The following is a 17,015-nucleotide window of genomic DNA, read 5'->3' on the forward strand; positions in this document are numbered from 1 at the left end:
GAGAGTTTTCCCCGGCGTATTTCACGAAGAGGTGTTTATGAAAAACGGAAAAAGAATCGCCGCTCTTCTGGGAGTGGCTGCTCTGCTTGTGATCTTCTGTCTGCCGATGTTTTTTGCCCTGAAAGGAGATTTTTCTCAGGGAGCCTTTATGGCATCGCTCTATACAGTACTTTTTGCAGCAATCATGGGCTATGTGATCTGGATGGTATTTCGGCTTGTAAATAAGAAGAAAAATGAGGAGGATAAGCATATGATAAAAAATATTGTGTTTGATGTAGGACTTGTTCTTGTAGAGTTTAACTGGCAGACTTATCTGGACAGCTTCCATTTTGAAAAAGAAAAGAGAGATAAGATCGCGAAGGCAACCTTCCAGAGTGAAGTCTGGGATGAGCGTGACAGGGGACTTCTGGAGGAGGAAGACTATATCAGAAAGTTTCAGGCACTGGCACCGGAGTATGCAGATGACATCCGAAGGGTGATCGAGCGTTCCACAGAATGTGTTGTTAAGATGGATTATGCAGAAACCTGGACGAAATACCTTAAGAGCCAGGGATATCATCTGTATATTCTTTCCAATTACAGCAGATATATGCTGGATGGTACGAAGCAGAACGAGATGCCGTTCCTGAAATATATGGATGGAGTTATTTTTTCCTGCGATGTAAAGCAGATGAAACCAGATGCAGAGATATACCGTACTCTGCTTGGCAGATTCGGTCTCAAGGCAGAGGAGACTCTGTTTATTGATGACAGGAAAGAGAACTGTAAGGGCGCCGAAAGTCAGGGAATCCATGCGCTTCAGTTCAGAGATCTGAAGCAGGCAGCAAAAGAAATGGAAGAGACTTATGGCATAAAATAAGATAAAATCCCGGGACTGCACTGTTTCGCAAGTCCCGGAACCTTGTAAGGGGAGGATATAAGTATTTTTTAGATCGTATCTTTTGCCATATCACATCGATAAGTACTTCGATGGACATTCATAGTATGGACTCTGGAATTCCTTTTTATACAACTTTCTTGAGATTTGTATAAAAAGGGATTTGTTTTTTGGAAGAAAAGATGCTATAATGGGGCACAGGCAAAATTTTTGAAAAGAGGATGAAACAAATGAGTGATAAAACAATCTTAGAGCAGTGGCGTTCAATTGCTTATGATCAGCAGGCAGACCGCAATCAGCTCCAGAGATTCTGGGCAAATTATTTCAACATCGAGAAGGGAATCTATGAGCAGCTTCTTTCCAATCCGGATGAGGTTGTAAGCGGTACCGTTAAGGAACTGGCTGAGAAATACGGACAGGACGTACTGACTATGGTTGGATTCCTGGATGGAATCAATGACAGCCTTAAGATCCCGAACCCGATCGAGACAATGGATGAGGACACCAGAGTAACTCTGGCTTTTGATAAAGAGCTTCTCTACAAGAATATGGTTGATGCCAAGGCAGACTGGCTGTATCAGCTTCCTCAGTGGGATGCAATCTTTACAGAGGAGAAACGTAAGGAACTGTACATGGAGCAGAAGAAGTCCGGTACAGTTGTAAAACCGCATAAGATCGGCCGTAACGATCCTTGTCCGTGCGGCAGCGGTAAGAAATACAAACATTGCTGTGGAAGATAATGAAAGTCCGGACAGATCTGGATTATATTATCGTGCTTGGTGCCCATGTGGCAGGCACACGGTTATCCAAAGCCCTTCTGGAACGAACCAGGAGGGCTTTGCGTTACCTTGAGGAGAACCCGAGGACGAGGGCTGTTCTTTCCGGCGGACAGGGGCAGGGAGAACAGATCAGCGAGGCGGAAGCAATGTACCGTTATCTTACAGAACATGGGATCGATGGTTCACGGCTGATCCTTGAGGACAGATCGACCAACACGAAAGAGAACCTGGATTTCAGCCTGGAGAAGATTGGTACTTTGGATGCATCCATAGGTATTGTTACCAATCATTTCCATGTATTTCGTGGAGTGGCGATCGGTAGGAAGTGCGGTTGCAGGAGAATTTATCCGATTCCGGCAAAGTACCGGAGCTGGAGATTATTCATCTATGTTCCACGAGAAATCCTTGCGATCATCAAGGATAAAATAGTAGGAAATTTGTAAATAAAAATAAAATTCAAAAAAATTAAAAAAAGTGTTGACACTTTGCGAAACGCATAGTATACTAACGAAGTCGGTTGCGAGAGAAACTCCTGAGAGAGCGGAAGCAGCAGACACAGGAAAGTGGGATCTTAGCTCAGCTGGGAGAGCATCTGCCTTACAAGCAGAGGGTCATAGGTTCGAGCCCTATAGGTCCCATACCTCAAGATAATATGGCGAGATAGCTCAGTTGGCTAGAGCACACGGTTCATACCCGTGGTGTCGAGGGTTCGAATCCCCCTCTCGCTACTTCAATCCCCTGAATTTCAGGGGATTTTTTTTCTTTATAATCAGAGCAGGCTGCTGTGAACGAAGTGAACAACAACCATAAATTTTTTTGGCGATACCTATAGAAAATTTGCGTCTAGGAATTTCAAAAGTTTTGTTGTATGATATTAAATGCGTAAGAATTCAAAAAGAAAGGGGACACCAGACCGTGGGAAAGAAAATGCTCTTTATTTTTAATCCCAAAGCAGGAAAGGGCAAGATCAAAACAAACCTGCTTGATATCGTTGATATTTTCAGCGGACATGATTATGAGATCATTATCCGGGCTACCCAGGCGCCGAAGGATGCCTACCAGAAAGCAAAGGAGTATGCAGACTCTGTCGATCTGATCGTATGCAGCGGAGGAGACGGTACTCTGGATGAAGTGGTTACCGGAATCATGGAGGCGGGAAGTCAGGTACCGATCGGGTATATTCCTGCCGGCAGTACGAATGATTTTGCGAACAGTCTGTTTATGCCGAAAAACATGGTCAAAGCCGCAGAGATGATCATGGAGGAGGAACTCTATCACTGTGATATCGGCAGATTTAATCAGCAGACATTTGCCTATGTAGCTGCTTTTGGCCTTTTTACAGATGTATCCTACGAGACAGATCAGGATCTGAAGAACGTTCTTGGACATGTGGCATATGTGCTTGAGGGAGTGAAGCGTCTTTTTGACATCAAATCCTATCATATGAAAGTTACTTCAGATGAAATAGAAATAGAGGATGATTTTATTGTTGGAATGGTGACCAATTCCAGGTCAGTGGGCGGCTTTAAGAATCTCACCGGTAAGAATGTAGATATGAATGACGGACTTTTTGAGGTGACACTGATCGTAAATCCCAAGAACCCGCTGGAATTACAGGAGATCATTACGGCTCTTGTGATGGCAGAGGATAATACGGATCTTGTACACTCTTTCAAAACAAAGAAACTCCTGATCGAGGCAGAGGAAGAGGTTCCATGGACTCTGGATGGAGAATTTGGCGGTGATCACAGATCGGTGGAGATCGAGAATCGTCATAAGGCTCTGAATCTTTATCTTAAGAGCACCAGGGAATAAATTAGCAGAACTATAATGAGAATCAAAGGAGAAAAAAATGTCAGATTATATGAATGTAACAGAAATTTTTGGATGCGATGTATTCAATGACTCTGTTATGGAAGAGAGACTTCCTAAGAAGGTTTACAAGGAACTGAAGAAAACCATTGAGGAAGGCAAGGAACTTTCTCCGGAAGTAGCCGATGTGGTTGCTCACGAGATGAAGGAATGGGCGATTGAGAAGGGTGCAACACATTATAGCCACTGGTTCCAGCCACTGACAGGTGTTACGGCGGAGAAGCATGATGCCTTTATTACCGCACCGAAAGAAAACGGCAAGGTTCTTATGAGTTTTTCCGGTAAGGAACTGGTCAAAGGAGAATCAGATGCATCTTCTTTCCCGTCAGGTGGACTTCGTGCGACTTTTGAGGCCAGAGGCTATACAGCATGGGACTGTACTTCACCGGCTTTTGTACGCCATGATGCAGCCGGCGGAACTTTATGTATTCCGACAGCATTCTGCTCTTATACAGGCGAAGCACTGGATCAGAAAACACCGCTTCTGCGTTCCATGGAAGCGATCAATGTCCAGGCACTGCGTCTTATCCGACTTTTTGGAAACAAAACCTCAAAGAAAGTAACTCCTTCTGTAGGTGCAGAGCAGGAGTATTTCCTCGTTGATAAAGAGAAATGGCTTCAGAGAAAAGACCTTACATATACAGGAAGAACTCTGTTTGGTGCAATGCCGCCGAAGGGTCAGGAGATGGATGATCATTATCTTGGAACCATCCGCCAGAGAATTTCTGCCTATATGAAAGAGGTCAATGAAGAGTGCTGGAAGCTGGGCGTGACAGCCAAGACACAGCACAATGAGGTTGCTCCGGCACAGCATGAGCTGGCTCCGATCTATGCACCTGCAAACATTGCGGCAGACCATAACCAGATCATGATGCGTATCCTTAAGAAAGTAGCCAGCCGTCATGGCATGCGCTGTCTGCTTCATGAGAAACCGTTTGCAGGAGTAAACGGCTCCGGTAAGCACAACAACTGGTCTCTGACTACAGATGACGGCATCAATCTTCTGGAGCCGGGCAAGACACCGCATGAGAATATTCAGTTCCTGCTTGTCCTGACCTGTATCCTCAAGGCTGTAGATACGCATGCAGATCTGCTCCGTGAATCTGCTGCGGATGTGGGAAATGATCACAGACTTGGCGGCAACGAGGCACCGCCGGCCGTGATTTCCGTATTCCTCGGTGAACAGCTTGGAGATGTCATGGATCAGCTTATCAGCACAGGAACCGCAACACACAGCAAGAAGGGAACCATCCTTGAGACGGGTGTTAAGACACTTCCGGATTTCATGAAGGATGCAACAGACAGAAACCGTACTTCACCGTTTGCCTTTACCGGAAATAAATTTGAATTCCGTATGGTTGGCTCCAGAGATTCTATCTCAGAGTGCAACGTTGTCCTTAATACTATTGCGGCAGAGGCCTTCAAGGAAGCCTGCGACCGTCTCGAGGCTGCCGATGACTTTGATATGGCAGTCCATGATCTGATCAAGGAATATGCGATCGACCATCAGAGAATCGTCTTCAATGGAAACGGATATGCTCCGGAATGGGCCGAAGAAGCAGAACGCCGCGGACTTCCGAATCTGCCGTCCATGGTGGATGCTATTCCGGCACTTACCACACCGAAGGCAGTGAAGCTGTTTGAGACATTCCATGTATTTACGGAAACAGAGCTGCAGTCTCGTGCAGAGATTCAGTATGAAATCTATGCAAAGGCTATTAACATTGAAGCCAAGACTATGATCGACATCGCAACCAAGCAGATCATTCCGGCAGTAATAAAATATACCACAGTGCTGGCTGAGTCCATCAATGCAGTGAAGGCGGCAGGCCCGATCGACGTGAGCGTACAGATGGAGCTTCTTGAGAAATGCAGTGAGCTTCTTAAGAAAACCAGCAGTGCCATGAATGAACTTGCCAAAGCTGTTGCAGAAATACCGCAGGTTCCGGAGGGAAGAGAACGTGCTGTATACTGTAAAGATACCGTGACAAAGATCATGGAAGAACTGCGTAAACCGGTTGATGAACTGGAGATGCTGGTTGACAAGGAAATGTGGCCGATGCCTTCTTATGGAGATTTGATTTTTGAAGTATAATTTTTCGGGAGTAGCGAAATGAAAGAATTAGAATTTCTGGAGAAACAAAATGTTTCCCCGGAGCTGATAAAAAGAGCGGAGGAATTCAGACAGGCTTATCCGGTAAAGGATGAAGTGGCAGGAAGAATTATCAGGCCATCGATTCCCTTCTATGGAAAGGAGATCCTGGAGATGGCAATCGCGGCCATCCTTCAGGGTCAGAACCTGCTTCTGACCGGACCGAAGGCAACCGGAAAGAATATTCTAGCTGAGAATCTGGCATATATTTTTAACCGTCCGTCCTACAATGTATCCTTTCATGTAAATACCAGCAGCGGAGACCTGATCGGAACAGATACCTTCGAGGATAATGAGGTGAAGCTTCGGAAGGGAAGTATTTACCGCTGTGCGGAGTATGGCGGATTTGGTATTCTGGATGAGATCAATATGGCCAAAAACGATGCGGTATCTGTGCTCCATGCAACACTGGATTACCGGCGTTCCATTGATGTGCCGGGATATGACAAGATTGACCTTCATCCGGCAGCGAGATTTATCGGAACCATGAACTATGGCTATGCAGGAACCAAGGAACTGAACGAAGCACTGGTTTCCCGTTTCCTTGTCATTGATATGCCTGCACAGACAGAGGAGACGCTTGGCTTTATTTTTAAAGAAATGTTTCCTGATGCGAAGGAAAAAGCAGTGGAACAGTTTGTCGGACTGTTTCTGGATCTCCAGCTCAAGGCACTGAACAGCGAGATTTCCACCAAGGCACTGGATCTTCGTGGACTGCTGGCCGCAATGAGGATCATTAAGGTGGGACTTTCACCGGCTCTTGCTGTGCAGATGGGAGTTGTCAACAAGACCTTTGATATCTTTGAAAAGGAAATCGTAGAGGATGTTGTCCGAACAAGGATTCCGAAAGAATGGACCAGAGAGGATATCTATGAATAGAGAAGAACCACTGGAAATAGAAGACAGCCGGCTGGAACTGGAAAACCGCATCCGCAATCTTCTGTGGACAGTCAGCGGTGATTATAAACTGGATATGAAACCGGATATTTCACTCTTTCTCCGCTCGAGGGCGATCGCTCTTTACGACGGAATCAAACAGGGAGCCCTGGCAAGATTTTATGATAAAGATCTTCTGGGGCTTTATCTGGTCAAAAAAGTATTTCTTCAGGCAGGAGAGGGTGAACTGACAGCCGTTGCTCAGCTTTGCATTGAAGAGGCGATCGGAGAAAAAATATGCGAAGAACGTCCGGGGATCCGGAGCATGCAGAGAGAGGCCTTCGAGGATATTCTGGATCAGGAATTTGAGGAGATGCCGTCACAGAAGGATCTCCTTGGAAGGCTGAAGGTTGCTGTTTTGAGGCGAAGACTGGATGGCGGAGAATACGGGGTGGAGCGCAGGATGGTGCCCTTTATGGAACTCGTGATCCGGGCGGGAGAAGCGAAGGATACTATGGAACTGATCCGGGTGATCGACGAACTGTATAATACGCTTGTTGATCCGATGTTTGAGAGACTTCACGGAAATCTTGAGCGGGTGCTGGCGGTTACGCTGGAAGAACTGACAGAGTATTCCTGGGAAGATTTTCTCTCAGAAGAAATGTATGAGGAAGCTCTTGAGAGTTATGTGGAACAGCTGACAACCAATATGACCGGTATGGAAGATCGCTCTGTGACAGAAGAAATGGAAGAAAAACGTCACAAAAAGAAAAATATCACTGTGGTCACGCCGGAGATGCTGGAAAAAGCCTATACTTATGTAGAATTAAATTATGGAAAAACTTATCTCAGTGAAGCGGAGGAAAAAAGGATCAACTATCTGATGTGTCGGGGAGTCCACAGTGACTGCAGCCTTTATTTTACGGAGGGGATCCTTAAGAATCCTGCAAAACGGAATTATCAGTATGAGTATGCAAAACGTCTGAGAAACAAGAATATCTGGCTGTATCATGACAAACACAGGATTGTGAAGAGAAACATTTCTGTATTGACGGATACTCTTCGAAAGTCACTTGTCCTTCGGAGTGAAACGCAGACAGTTCTCTCGGACAGAGGACAGATCGTTCCGTCCAGGCTCTGGAGGATCGGAAGAAGCCGGGATGCGAAGCTTTTTGAGCAGGAACTAAAAGGTGAGGCATCGGAGTTTGTTGTGGACGTACTGATAGATGCCAGCGGATCGCAGATGAGCCGTCAGGGTGAAGTGGCACTGCAGGCTTATATCATCAGTGAAGCCCTGAGTAATGTGGAAATCCCGCACAGGGTGATGAGCTTTTGTACTTTCTGGGATTATACGATCCTTCACAGGTTCAGGGAGTATGATGATCCGAGAACTGCCAATGAGAATATTTTTAATTACGTAACCTCGTCCAATAACAGAGACGGACTGGCGATCAAGACAGCAGGGTATGGGCTTCTTGCGAGGGAGGAAGAAAAGAAGATCCTGATCGTACTCAGCGACGGAAAGCCGTATGATGTGCTGGTGAACCGTCCAAACGCCAGAAATCCGAAACCTTATCAGGGGAAGGAGGCAATCTCTGATACGGCAACGGAAATACGGCATCTGAGGAATCTGGAAGTCAGTGTTCTGGGAGTATTTGCCGGTGAAGAGAAAGACCTTGCCACGGAGAAAAAGATATTTGGCAAGGACTTTGCTTATATCCGTGATATCAAAAACTTCTCAAAGATTGTCGGAAGGTATCTGACAAAACAGCTTGAAATTGACGGATAATAGATAAAGATATACAAAATTTCTAAAAAATGTTAAGTATTTAAAAAGAAAATATAAAAATTACATAAAATTCCTCTTGCTAATGCCAATGAAGTCGCGTATAATAGATTGAGGTTAATGAACCAAAAAAACAAGGGAGAGGAAAACAATGAACGACAACAAAGAGTTCAAACCGTATATTCCTGCTGAAAAAGTAACAGCAGAGATGACGGTGACATCAGTGATCATGGGTGTCATCCTTGCAATCGTATTCGGTGCTGCTAACGCATACCTCGGACTTCGTGTCGGTATGACTGTTTCTGCATCTATTCCGGCAGCAGTTATTTCTATGGGTGTTATCCGTGTCATCATGAAGAAAAACTCCATTCTGGAGAGCAACCTGGTACAGACCATCGGTTCTGCCGGTGAGTCACTTGCAGCAGGTGCTATTTTCACAATGCCTGCTCTTTTTTTATGGGCAGAAGAAGGTCTGTGTGACAAACCAAGTCTGGTTGAGATCACTCTGATCGCACTTTGCGGTGGTATCCTTGGCGTACTTTTCATGGTACCGCTTCGTAACGCTCTGATCGTAAAAGAGCATGCAACACTGCTTTATCCGGAAGGAACTGCCTGCGCAGATGTACTTCTTGCCGGTGAAGAGGGTGGTGCTAACGCATCTACTGTATTCTCAGGTATGGGACTTGCAGCAGTATTCAAATTCGTAGTTGATGGTCTGAAGGTTATTCCGGCAGACGTTTCTGCAGCATTTACATCTTTTAAGGGTGAAATTGGTATGGAAGTATATCCGGCACTTCTTGGTGTTGGCTATATCGTAGGACCTCGTATCGCATCCTTTATGTTCGTAGGTTCTATCGTTGGATGGATGGTTATCATTCCTATGATCTGCCTGTTTGGACCAGACACATGGTTGTATCCGGCTGATCCGGGTGTGACTATTTCTCAGCTGTATGCAGCTGGCGGTGCCGCAGCAATCTGGAGCAAATATGTTAAATATATTGGTGCAGGTGCTATCGCTACTGGCGGTATTATTTCCCTGATCAAATCCCTGCCTCTGATTGTCAGCACATTCCGTGATTCTATGAAGAGTATGAAGGGCGGATCTGTAAAAGGAACTGCAAGAACTGACAGAGATCTTCCGATGAACTTTATTCTGATCGGTATCGTTGCAATGGTAGTGATCATCTGGGCAGTACCGGCTATCCCGGTTAATCCGCTCGGAGCACTCCTCATTGTAATCTTCGGATTCTTCTTTGCAACTGTATCTTCTCGTATGGTTGGTATGATCGGCAGCTCCAATAACCCGGTTTCCGGTATGGCAATCGCTACACTTCTGATTTCTACAATAGTGATTAAGAGTAGTGGACAGACTGGAATTGATGGTATGAAAGCAGCAATCGCAATCGGTTCCGTAATCTGCATCATCGCAGCTATCGCTGGTGATACTTCTCAGGACCTTAAGACAGGATACCTTCTTGGTGCAACTCCTAGAACACAGCAGATCGGTGAGCTGATCGGTGTTGTTGCTTCCGGTCTTGCAATCGGTGGTGTTCTGTATCTTCTGGATGCAGCATGGGGATACGGCGGAGCAGAAGTTCCGGCACCACAGGCAGGCCTGATGAAGATGATCGTTGAGGGTATCATGGGTGGAAATCTTCCATGGGCACTCGTATTCATCGGTGTATTCCTTGCAATCGGTATGGAAATCTTAAGAATTCCGGTAATGCCTTTCGCAATCGGTCTTTACCTTCCAATCTACCTGAACGCAACTATCATGATCGGTGGTGTTGTTCGTATGTTTATGGATGGCAGAAAGAAAGTTGATGAAAAAACAAAGAACGATCAGGTTACAGATGGTACACTGTACTGTGCTGGTATGATCGCCGGAGAAGGTCTGGTAGGTATCGCACTTGCTATCCTTGCAGTTGCTGGTATCAGCCTGGATGTATCCGGAGTTGTTAACTTTGGCAATATCGGTGGTGTTGTTCTCATGATCATCATGATTCTGACACTGCTGAAATTCTCCTTATGGAAAAAGAAAAAAGCCTGATGAGAAAACAGAATAAAAAAAGCAAAAAACAAAATATGGATATCAACTACCTGGATCTGATTCCAGTGAGATCCGAAGAACTTCACTGGCATAAGGATATCAAGGGCAGAGTGATACTGGATGTTGAGAATACAGGGCTTTTTAACAAAATTGCTCAGAATTTGTTCAACAAACCACAGTACACCAAAGTTCATCTGGACGCTCAGGGGACATTTATCTGGCCACTGATCGATGGAAAGCGTACCGTGGAAGATATTGCAGCTCTGGTAAAAGAAGAGTTTGGAGATGCAGCAGAACCGCTGTATCCGAGAATCATCAAATATTTCCAGATTGTTGAGAGCTATCATTTTATTAAATTTGCAAATCAGCCTTCCAAATAGGGCAGACTAAGAACGGGAAACAGTTAAATCGCTGTGTCCCGTTCTTTTGGGTCAAGGGATACTTTATCACAGTACAGCGACAGGGGAGTAGAAGGGAGAACTTTAGGATGAAGATTACAGGCAAAAAACCATGGTATCTGGAATACCTGCTGATCATCATAGGAACCGGTCTGATGGCGACAGCAATTACTTCCTGTTTTGATGCGGCAGGAATGGTAACCGGTGGATTTTCGGGCATTGCGATCATTGTTAAAGCAGGAACAAAGGGTTTATATGGAAATGGGGTTCCACTTTGGGTTACAAACCTTGTGCTGAATGTTCCTGTGTTTATTCTTGCAGCGAAGATAAAGGGATTTTCATTTGTAAAAAAAGCTCTGATGGGAGATATCTCTCTGACAGTGTGGCTGGCAGTTCTGCCGGCATGGAAGCTGTCAGAAGATATTTTTCTGGCAGCGTTATATGGAGGCATCCTGCAGGGTGTGGGAATCGGCCTTGTGTTCCTTGGGGGAGGAACGACAGGAGGAACCGATCTTCTCGCAGCTATCATCCAGAAATATATGAAACATTATTCTATTGCACAGGTCATGCAGTTTGTTGACGGAGCGGTTGTAGTTGCCGGTATGTATGTGTTTGGCGTGGAACGTGCACTTTATGCGATCATCGCAGTATATCTGGTGACAAAAGTATCAGACGGGATCATCGCAGGTCTTAAGTTTTCAAAAGCTGTTTATATCATTACCGACAAACCTGATGAAGTTTCCAGAATGGTCATGGAGGATATAGATCGTGGAATTACAGGAATCCGGGCCAAAGGAATGTACTCCGGCAATGATAAGCTGATGCTTTTCTGCGTGGTCGGAAAGAAGGAACTGGTCCATCTCAAGGAAATGATCGATGAGATTGATCCGAAGGCTTTTGTGATCGTGGGGGACGCAAGAGAGGTTCACGGCGAAGGTTTCATCGAAAAATAGCAAAAAATAGCAAAAACTAACAAAAAAACTGTAAAAAAGTTGTGTTTTCCTCTTTTATTTTTGGTGATTTTATATTAAAATAGAGTAAATATTTAGGTAATATGGGGATAGCAAGAGAAAACGCACAATAAGCGAGAAGGGATGTAGGCAGATGATATCAAATCAGGTACTTCAGAATACACTGGAGGGATTAAAGGAAATATCCAGGACAGAATTCTGTATTATTGACACAGAGGGAAAGGTGCTTGCAACAACATTTTCAGATTTTTCGATACAGCCGGGAGACATACAGGCATTTGTGGAATCTCAGGCAGACAGTCAGCTTGTAAAGGGATTCCAGTATTTTAAGGTCTGTGATGACTATCAGCTGGAATATGTTCTGGTTGCTCATGGAGATGATGAGGACACATATATGATTGGAAAGCTGGCTGCATTCCAGATCCAGAATCTGATCGTCGCATACAAGGAACGTTTTGATAAGGACAGTTTTATCAAGAATCTTCTTCTGGACAACCTGCTTCTGGTGGACATCTACAACAGAGCAAAGAAGCTTCATATTGACGCAGATGTTCGTCGTGCAGTTATGATTCTGGAACTTTCACAGGAGAAAGATCACAGCTCTATGGAGAATGTGAAGAGCTTCTTTGGCGGCAAGAGCAAGGATTTCATCACAGCAGTTGATGAGAAGAGTATTATCATTGTCAAGGAACTTGAAGAGGGAGAGAGCTATGCGGATCTGGATAAGCTGTCTCATGCAATCCTTGATACACTTGGACTGAATCAGAATGAGGAAACTCATATCGCATATGGAACGATCGTAAATGAGCTGAAGGAAGTTTCCCGTTCTTATAAGGAAGCGAGAATGGCACTTGATGTAGGCAAGATTTTCTTCGGAGATAAGGATGTTATCGCATACAGTTCTCTTGGTATCGGACGTCTGATCTATCAGCTTCCGATTCCTCTTTGCAAGATGTTTATCAAGGAGATTTTTGAGAATAAATCACCGGATGATTTCGATGAGGAAACTCTGGTGACCATTGATAAGTTCTTTGAGAACAGCCTCAATGTTTCCGAGACATCCAGACAGCTTTATATTCACAGAAATACTCTGGTATATCGTCTGGATAAGCTTCAGAAGAGTACAGGGCTTGATCTTCGCGTATTTGAAGATGCGATCACATTCAAGATCGCACTGATGGTTGTACGTTACATGAAGTACATGGAGACTCTTGAGTACTAAAACAATGAAAATTTTATGAATTCAACAAAAATACTTGCATTCTGCCAGAAGATATGTTACAACAATGTTACAAAACATTAAATTATTTATGCAGCAGAATGCATACAGTGCTGCCGGAGGTTCTGGCAGCATTTTTTTGCTTTGTAGTGTAAGGAGGAGGAACAGATGATTGATCTGATAGATGTGAGCAAATCATATGGTAAGGGCCTTCCGGCCGTGAATCATGTGAACCTGCATGTTGATAAAGGTGAATTTGTATTTGTTGTAGGAAGCAGCGGATCCGGTAAATCAACCCTGATCAAGCTTCTTATGAAGGAGCTGGACTGTACGAGCGGTCAGCTGATCGTAAGCGGAGAGCGTCTCGAAAAGATGAAACACCGCCGCGTGGCAAGATATCGTCGTAAGCTGGGCGTTGTCTTTCAGGATTTCAGACTTCTGAAGGACAGAAATGTCTATGAGAATGTAGCTTTTGCACAGCGAGTAATCGGAAGACCGACCAAGGTAATCCGTAAGCGTGTGCCGGAGGTATTACAGGAGGTAGGACTTGCGGAGAAATATAAATCCTTCCCGGATGAACTGTCTGGTGGAGAGCAGCAGAGAGTTGCCCTTGCACGAGCTCTGGTAAACCGCCCGGATATTCTTCTTGCGGATGAGCCGACAGGAAACCTTGATCCGAAGACTTCCGAGGAGATCATGAAGCTTCTGGAGCAGATCAATGAGAAGGGTACGACCGTGGTGGTGGTAACCCATAATAAAGAAATCGTCAATGCAATGAAGAAACGTGTACTTACAATGCATGACGGAGTCATTATCAGTGATGAAAAAGAGGGAGGATATCATGAGGCCTAGTACGATCTGGTATACTCTGAAACAGGGTATCATAAACATAAAGAGAAACTGGATGTTTTCTCTGGCATCCATCCTTACCATGGCTGCCTGTATTTTTCTGGTAGGAGTTTTTTATTCTCTGGTAACAAATGTTGACAATATTGCACATAAGGTAGAGCAGGAGGTTCCGGTTACAGTATTCTTTGATGAGGGAACCACCCAGGAACAGATGGAAGAGGTCGGCAATCTGATCCAGGCACGGCCGGAGGTTGAGCGCATCGAGTTTGAATCCGCAGAGCAGGCATGGGAGAATTTTAAAGATCAGTATTTCCAGGGTTCTGATGCGGCAAACGGTTTCAGGGATGATAACCCGCTGGTCAACTCAGCAAACTATCATGTGTATCTGAATCAGATTGAGAAGCAGACTGAGCTGGTTTCTTACATACAGGGCCTTGAACATGTGCGCGAGGTAAACCAGTCAGAAAAAGCGGCCAACACACTTGGAAACTTTAATAAACTGGTATCCTACGCATCTATGATCATCATTGCGATCCTGCTGATCATTTCCATTTTCCTGATCAGCAATACTGTTTCGGTCGGTATTGCAGTCCGCAAGGAGGAGATCGGGATCATGAAATATATCGGTGCAACAGATGGCTTTGTACGTGCACCGTTCCTTCTGGAAGGTATGGTGCTTGGACTGATCGGTGCGGCAATCCCGCTTACAGTATTATATTTCCTGTATAATACTACAGTAGAATATATTCTGACACGCTTCAATGTGCTTACAGGAGTAGTGGATTTTATCCCGGTATGGAAAGTGTATCAGACACTGCTGCCTATGGGGCTGGCACTCGGCATTGGAATCGGTCTGATCGGAAGCTTTCTGACTTCAAGAAAGCATTTAAGAGTATAAAATAAGAACATCTGAATGCGGTATATGGACTCATCCTTAAGGGCAGGAGTCATATGCCGCATATCTTATTTTGGGGAAAGGCGGACAAAATGAAACATGGGACATATGTCAAAGGCGTAGCAACAGGTGTTATTCTGACAGTGCTGGCAGGAGGCGGGATCAAGGCGGTGCAGTATTGCCGCTCGGATGAAATCCTTTCAGATCTGGCTTTTACACAGAAAATAAAATATCTGGAAAATATGATCGATGAGGAATATCTGGGAGAGATCAGTACGGATAAGCTGGAGGAAGGTGTTTATGCCGGACTGATTTACGGACTGGGAGATGTGTATTCCAGATATTATACAAAAGATGAGTATGAGCAGGAGTCGGTTACTACAGAAGGATCTTATGTGGGTATCGGAGTTGCCATGCAGAAATATACAGCCGGTGGTGTACAGATCGTAGAATGCTATAAGGGAAGCACGGCGGAGGAAGCTGGGGTCAAAGTGGATGATGTGATCACGGCGATCAACGGAGAGGATATTACAGATACGGAATTACAGGATGTTGTTTCCATGATAAAGGACAATGAGGATAAAGATGTTGTTCTTACGGTTCAGAGAAAGGGAGAAGACACACAGGAGATTACAGTGAAGGTAAGCAATGTGGAACTTCCGTCTGTTTTTGGCGAGATGCTGGACGAAAATACGGGTTACATCCAGATTACAGAGTTTAAGGGTGTGACAGTGGAACAGTATGAGGAGATTTTTGCAGACCTCAAAGAGCAGGGAATGGAAAGACTGGTCGTTGATCTTCGCGATAATCCGGGAGGACTTCTGAATGTTGTCTGCGATATTCTCAGAGACATTCTTCCAGAGGGTCTGATCGTTTATACGGAGGACAAAAATGGAAACCGGAGTGAGGAAACTTGCGATGGCAAAAACCCTCTGGATATGCCGCTGGCAGTGCTTGTCAACGGAAACAGTGCCAGTGCATCAGAAATTTTTGCAGGTGCTGTCAAAGACTATGGGCTTGGAACGATTGTCGGAACTACTACATATGGAAAAGGCGTGGTGCAGTCAATCAGACAGCTCAGTGATGGAAGTGCGGTGAAACTGACGATAGCCAATTATTATACGCCGAAGGGAAATTCCATCAACAAGACCGGGATCCGGCCGGATGTAGAGGTGGAACTTTCTCCGGAACTTCTGAATCAGGAAGAAATCACACATGAAGAGGATAATCAGCTCCAGGCGGCATTAAACAGCCTGAATGCGAAAAATTAAGTGGTGCAGAGATTGACGGTGTGTTAAAATAAAAGAGATAATAAAATTACAGCCTGAAACAAGGTGGGATGCCGGAAAGGACCAGCTATGAACAATTATGTTATTACCACGGACAATAATGCCGATCTTCCAGAAGAGTTTTACAAAGAGCATCAGATCGGATGCACATATTTCAGTTACACTCTGGATGGAAAAGAATATACAAAGGAAAACTTTCTCCCGGTAGAGGAGTTCTACAGCAAAATGCGTGCAGGAAGTATGCCGACAACTTCACAGGTGAATCCGGAAAGGGTCAGAGCACTCTTTGAGCCATATCTTAAGGAGGGAAAGGATATCCTTCATATCGCGTTTTCTTCCGGACTCAGTGGAACCTTTAACAGCTGTCGTATCGCAGCACAGGAACTGATGGAGGAGTATCCGGAGAGAAAGATCCAGGTTGTAGATTCCCTGGCCGCTTCTCTGGGACAGGGGCTTCTGGTTTATCTGGCACAGCGCCGCAAGGAAGAGGGGGCTGACTTTGACAGTGTTGCTCAGTGGACAGAAGAACACAAGAAAAACATCGTACATCTTTTTACCGTAGATGATCTGAATCATCTTTATCGTGGAGGGCGTGTGTCCCGGACAACAGCAATCCTTGGCGGAATGCTGAATATCAAGCCAATCCTGCATGTGGATGACGAGGGCAAACTGATTCCGATAGGAAAGGTGCGAGGAAGAAAGAAATCACTTCTTGAACTGGTGACACTGATGGACAGCAAGATCGGAAGCTATGCGAAATCCTGCGATACGATCTTTATCAGTCATGGTGACTGTCGTGAGGAGGCGGAATTTCTTGCGGCAAAAGTAAAAGAAAAATATCATATCACAACAGAACTGATCAATGATGTCGGTGCAGTGATTGGAGCACATTCCGGACCGGGGACAATGGCATTATTTTTTGTAGGCGATGTAAGATAAATGTAACAAATTTAAAAAAAACGTAAAATATGCTTGCCTTTTTCAGGAAAGTTTATTACAATA

15 protein-coding genes and 2 tRNA genes are annotated in these 17,015 nt (G+C 44.9%); all 17 read left to right on the top strand.

Going from position 1 to position 17,015, the window contains the following annotated elements; genetic code table 11:
- Positions 1 to 37: 37 nt before the first annotated feature.
- The 17 genes from GT674_RS01480 to GT674_RS01560 all read left to right on the top strand — a co-directional run bounded on the left by GT674_RS01480 (position 38) and on the right by GT674_RS01560 (position 16,952).
- Complete coding sequence (locus tag GT674_RS01480; RefSeq protein WP_161284026.1) at positions 38 to 859, top strand: HAD family hydrolase; 822 nt, start codon at positions 38 to 40, stop codon at positions 857 to 859.
- 248 nt (positions 860 to 1,107) lie between these two features.
- Positions 1,108 to 1,617 (top strand): SEC-C metal-binding domain-containing protein, encoded by a 510-nt coding sequence (locus tag GT674_RS01485; protein ID WP_161284027.1) that lies wholly within the window; start codon positions 1,108 to 1,110, stop codon positions 1,615 to 1,617.
- The gene (locus GT674_RS01490; RefSeq protein ID WP_243149014.1) at positions 1,602 to 2,099 is read left to right on the top strand and encodes a YdcF family protein; all 498 of its coding nucleotides are present in this window, start codon (positions 1,602 to 1,604) and stop codon (positions 2,097 to 2,099) included. The genes GT674_RS01485 and GT674_RS01490 overlap by 16 nt, the downstream gene beginning before the upstream one ends.
- Before the next feature lie 122 nt (positions 2,100 to 2,221).
- Positions 2,222 to 2,294: transfer RNA gene (locus GT674_RS01495), tRNA-Val, on the top strand.
- Positions 2,295 to 2,310: 16 nt separating this feature from the next.
- Positions 2,311 to 2,384, top strand: a tRNA-Met gene (locus GT674_RS01500).
- 187 nt (positions 2,385 to 2,571) lie between these two features.
- Positions 2,572 to 3,471, top strand: coding sequence for a diacylglycerol/lipid kinase family protein (locus tag GT674_RS01505; RefSeq protein ID WP_178637326.1), 900 nt, complete (start codon positions 2,572 to 2,574; stop codon positions 3,469 to 3,471).
- A 37-nt stretch (positions 3,472 to 3,508) separates the two neighbouring features.
- On the top strand, positions 3,509 to 5,623 hold the full coding sequence (locus GT674_RS01510) for a glutamine synthetase III family protein (protein ID WP_161284028.1): 2,115 nt from the start codon (positions 3,509 to 3,511) through the stop codon (positions 5,621 to 5,623).
- A gap of 18 nt (positions 5,624 to 5,641) precedes the next feature.
- Positions 5,642 to 6,559: an AAA family ATPase gene (locus tag GT674_RS01515; protein ID WP_161284029.1), complete on the top strand. Its 918-nt coding sequence runs from the start codon at positions 5,642 to 5,644 to the stop codon at positions 6,557 to 6,559.
- A complete protein-coding gene (locus tag GT674_RS01520) occupies positions 6,552 to 8,345 on the top strand; it encodes a cobaltochelatase CobT-related protein (RefSeq protein ID WP_161284030.1) in 1,794 nt (597 codons plus the stop codon). Before GT674_RS01515 ends, GT674_RS01520 begins: the two co-directional genes overlap by 8 nt.
- A 148-nt stretch (positions 8,346 to 8,493) precedes the next feature.
- The gene (locus GT674_RS01525) at positions 8,494 to 10,392 is read left to right on the top strand and encodes an OPT family oligopeptide transporter (protein WP_161284031.1); all 1,899 of its coding nucleotides are present in this window, start codon (positions 8,494 to 8,496) and stop codon (positions 10,390 to 10,392) included.
- A complete protein-coding gene (locus GT674_RS01530) occupies positions 10,371 to 10,772 on the top strand; it encodes a PqqD family protein (protein WP_161284032.1) in 402 nt (133 codons plus the stop codon). Before GT674_RS01525 ends, GT674_RS01530 begins: the two co-directional genes overlap by 22 nt.
- A gap of 107 nt (positions 10,773 to 10,879) precedes the next feature.
- Entirely contained in the window at positions 10,880 to 11,743 is an 864-nt protein-coding gene (locus tag GT674_RS01535; RefSeq protein WP_161284033.1) for a YitT family protein, read from the top strand.
- Between the two features lie 151 nt (positions 11,744 to 11,894).
- Positions 11,895 to 12,983 carry a PucR family transcriptional regulator gene (locus GT674_RS01540; RefSeq protein WP_161284034.1) on the top strand — a complete coding sequence of 363 codons (1,089 nt, stop codon included), beginning with the start codon at positions 11,895 to 11,897 and terminating at the stop codon, positions 12,981 to 12,983.
- 165 nt (positions 12,984 to 13,148) lie between these two features.
- The gene (gene ftsE / locus GT674_RS01545; protein WP_161284035.1) at positions 13,149 to 13,832 is read left to right on the top strand and encodes a cell division ATP-binding protein FtsE; all 684 of its coding nucleotides are present in this window, start codon (positions 13,149 to 13,151) and stop codon (positions 13,830 to 13,832) included.
- Entirely contained in the window at positions 13,822 to 14,727 is a 906-nt protein-coding gene (ftsX, locus tag GT674_RS01550) for a permease-like cell division protein FtsX (protein ID WP_161284036.1), read from the top strand. Before ftsE ends, ftsX begins: the two co-directional genes overlap by 11 nt.
- An 89-nt stretch (positions 14,728 to 14,816) precedes the next feature.
- Positions 14,817 to 15,995 (top strand): S41 family peptidase, encoded by a 1,179-nt coding sequence (locus tag GT674_RS01555; protein WP_161284037.1) that lies wholly within the window; start codon positions 14,817 to 14,819, stop codon positions 15,993 to 15,995.
- 87 nt (positions 15,996 to 16,082) lie between these two features.
- Entirely contained in the window at positions 16,083 to 16,952 is an 870-nt protein-coding gene (locus GT674_RS01560; RefSeq protein WP_161284038.1) for a DegV family protein, read from the top strand.
- Positions 16,953 to 17,015: the final 63 nt, after the last annotated feature.

This window comes from Blautia sp. BIOML-A1, from assembly GCF_009883055.1.
In the GTDB taxonomy this organism is placed as follows: Bacteria; Bacillota; Clostridia; order Lachnospirales; family Lachnospiraceae; genus Blautia_A.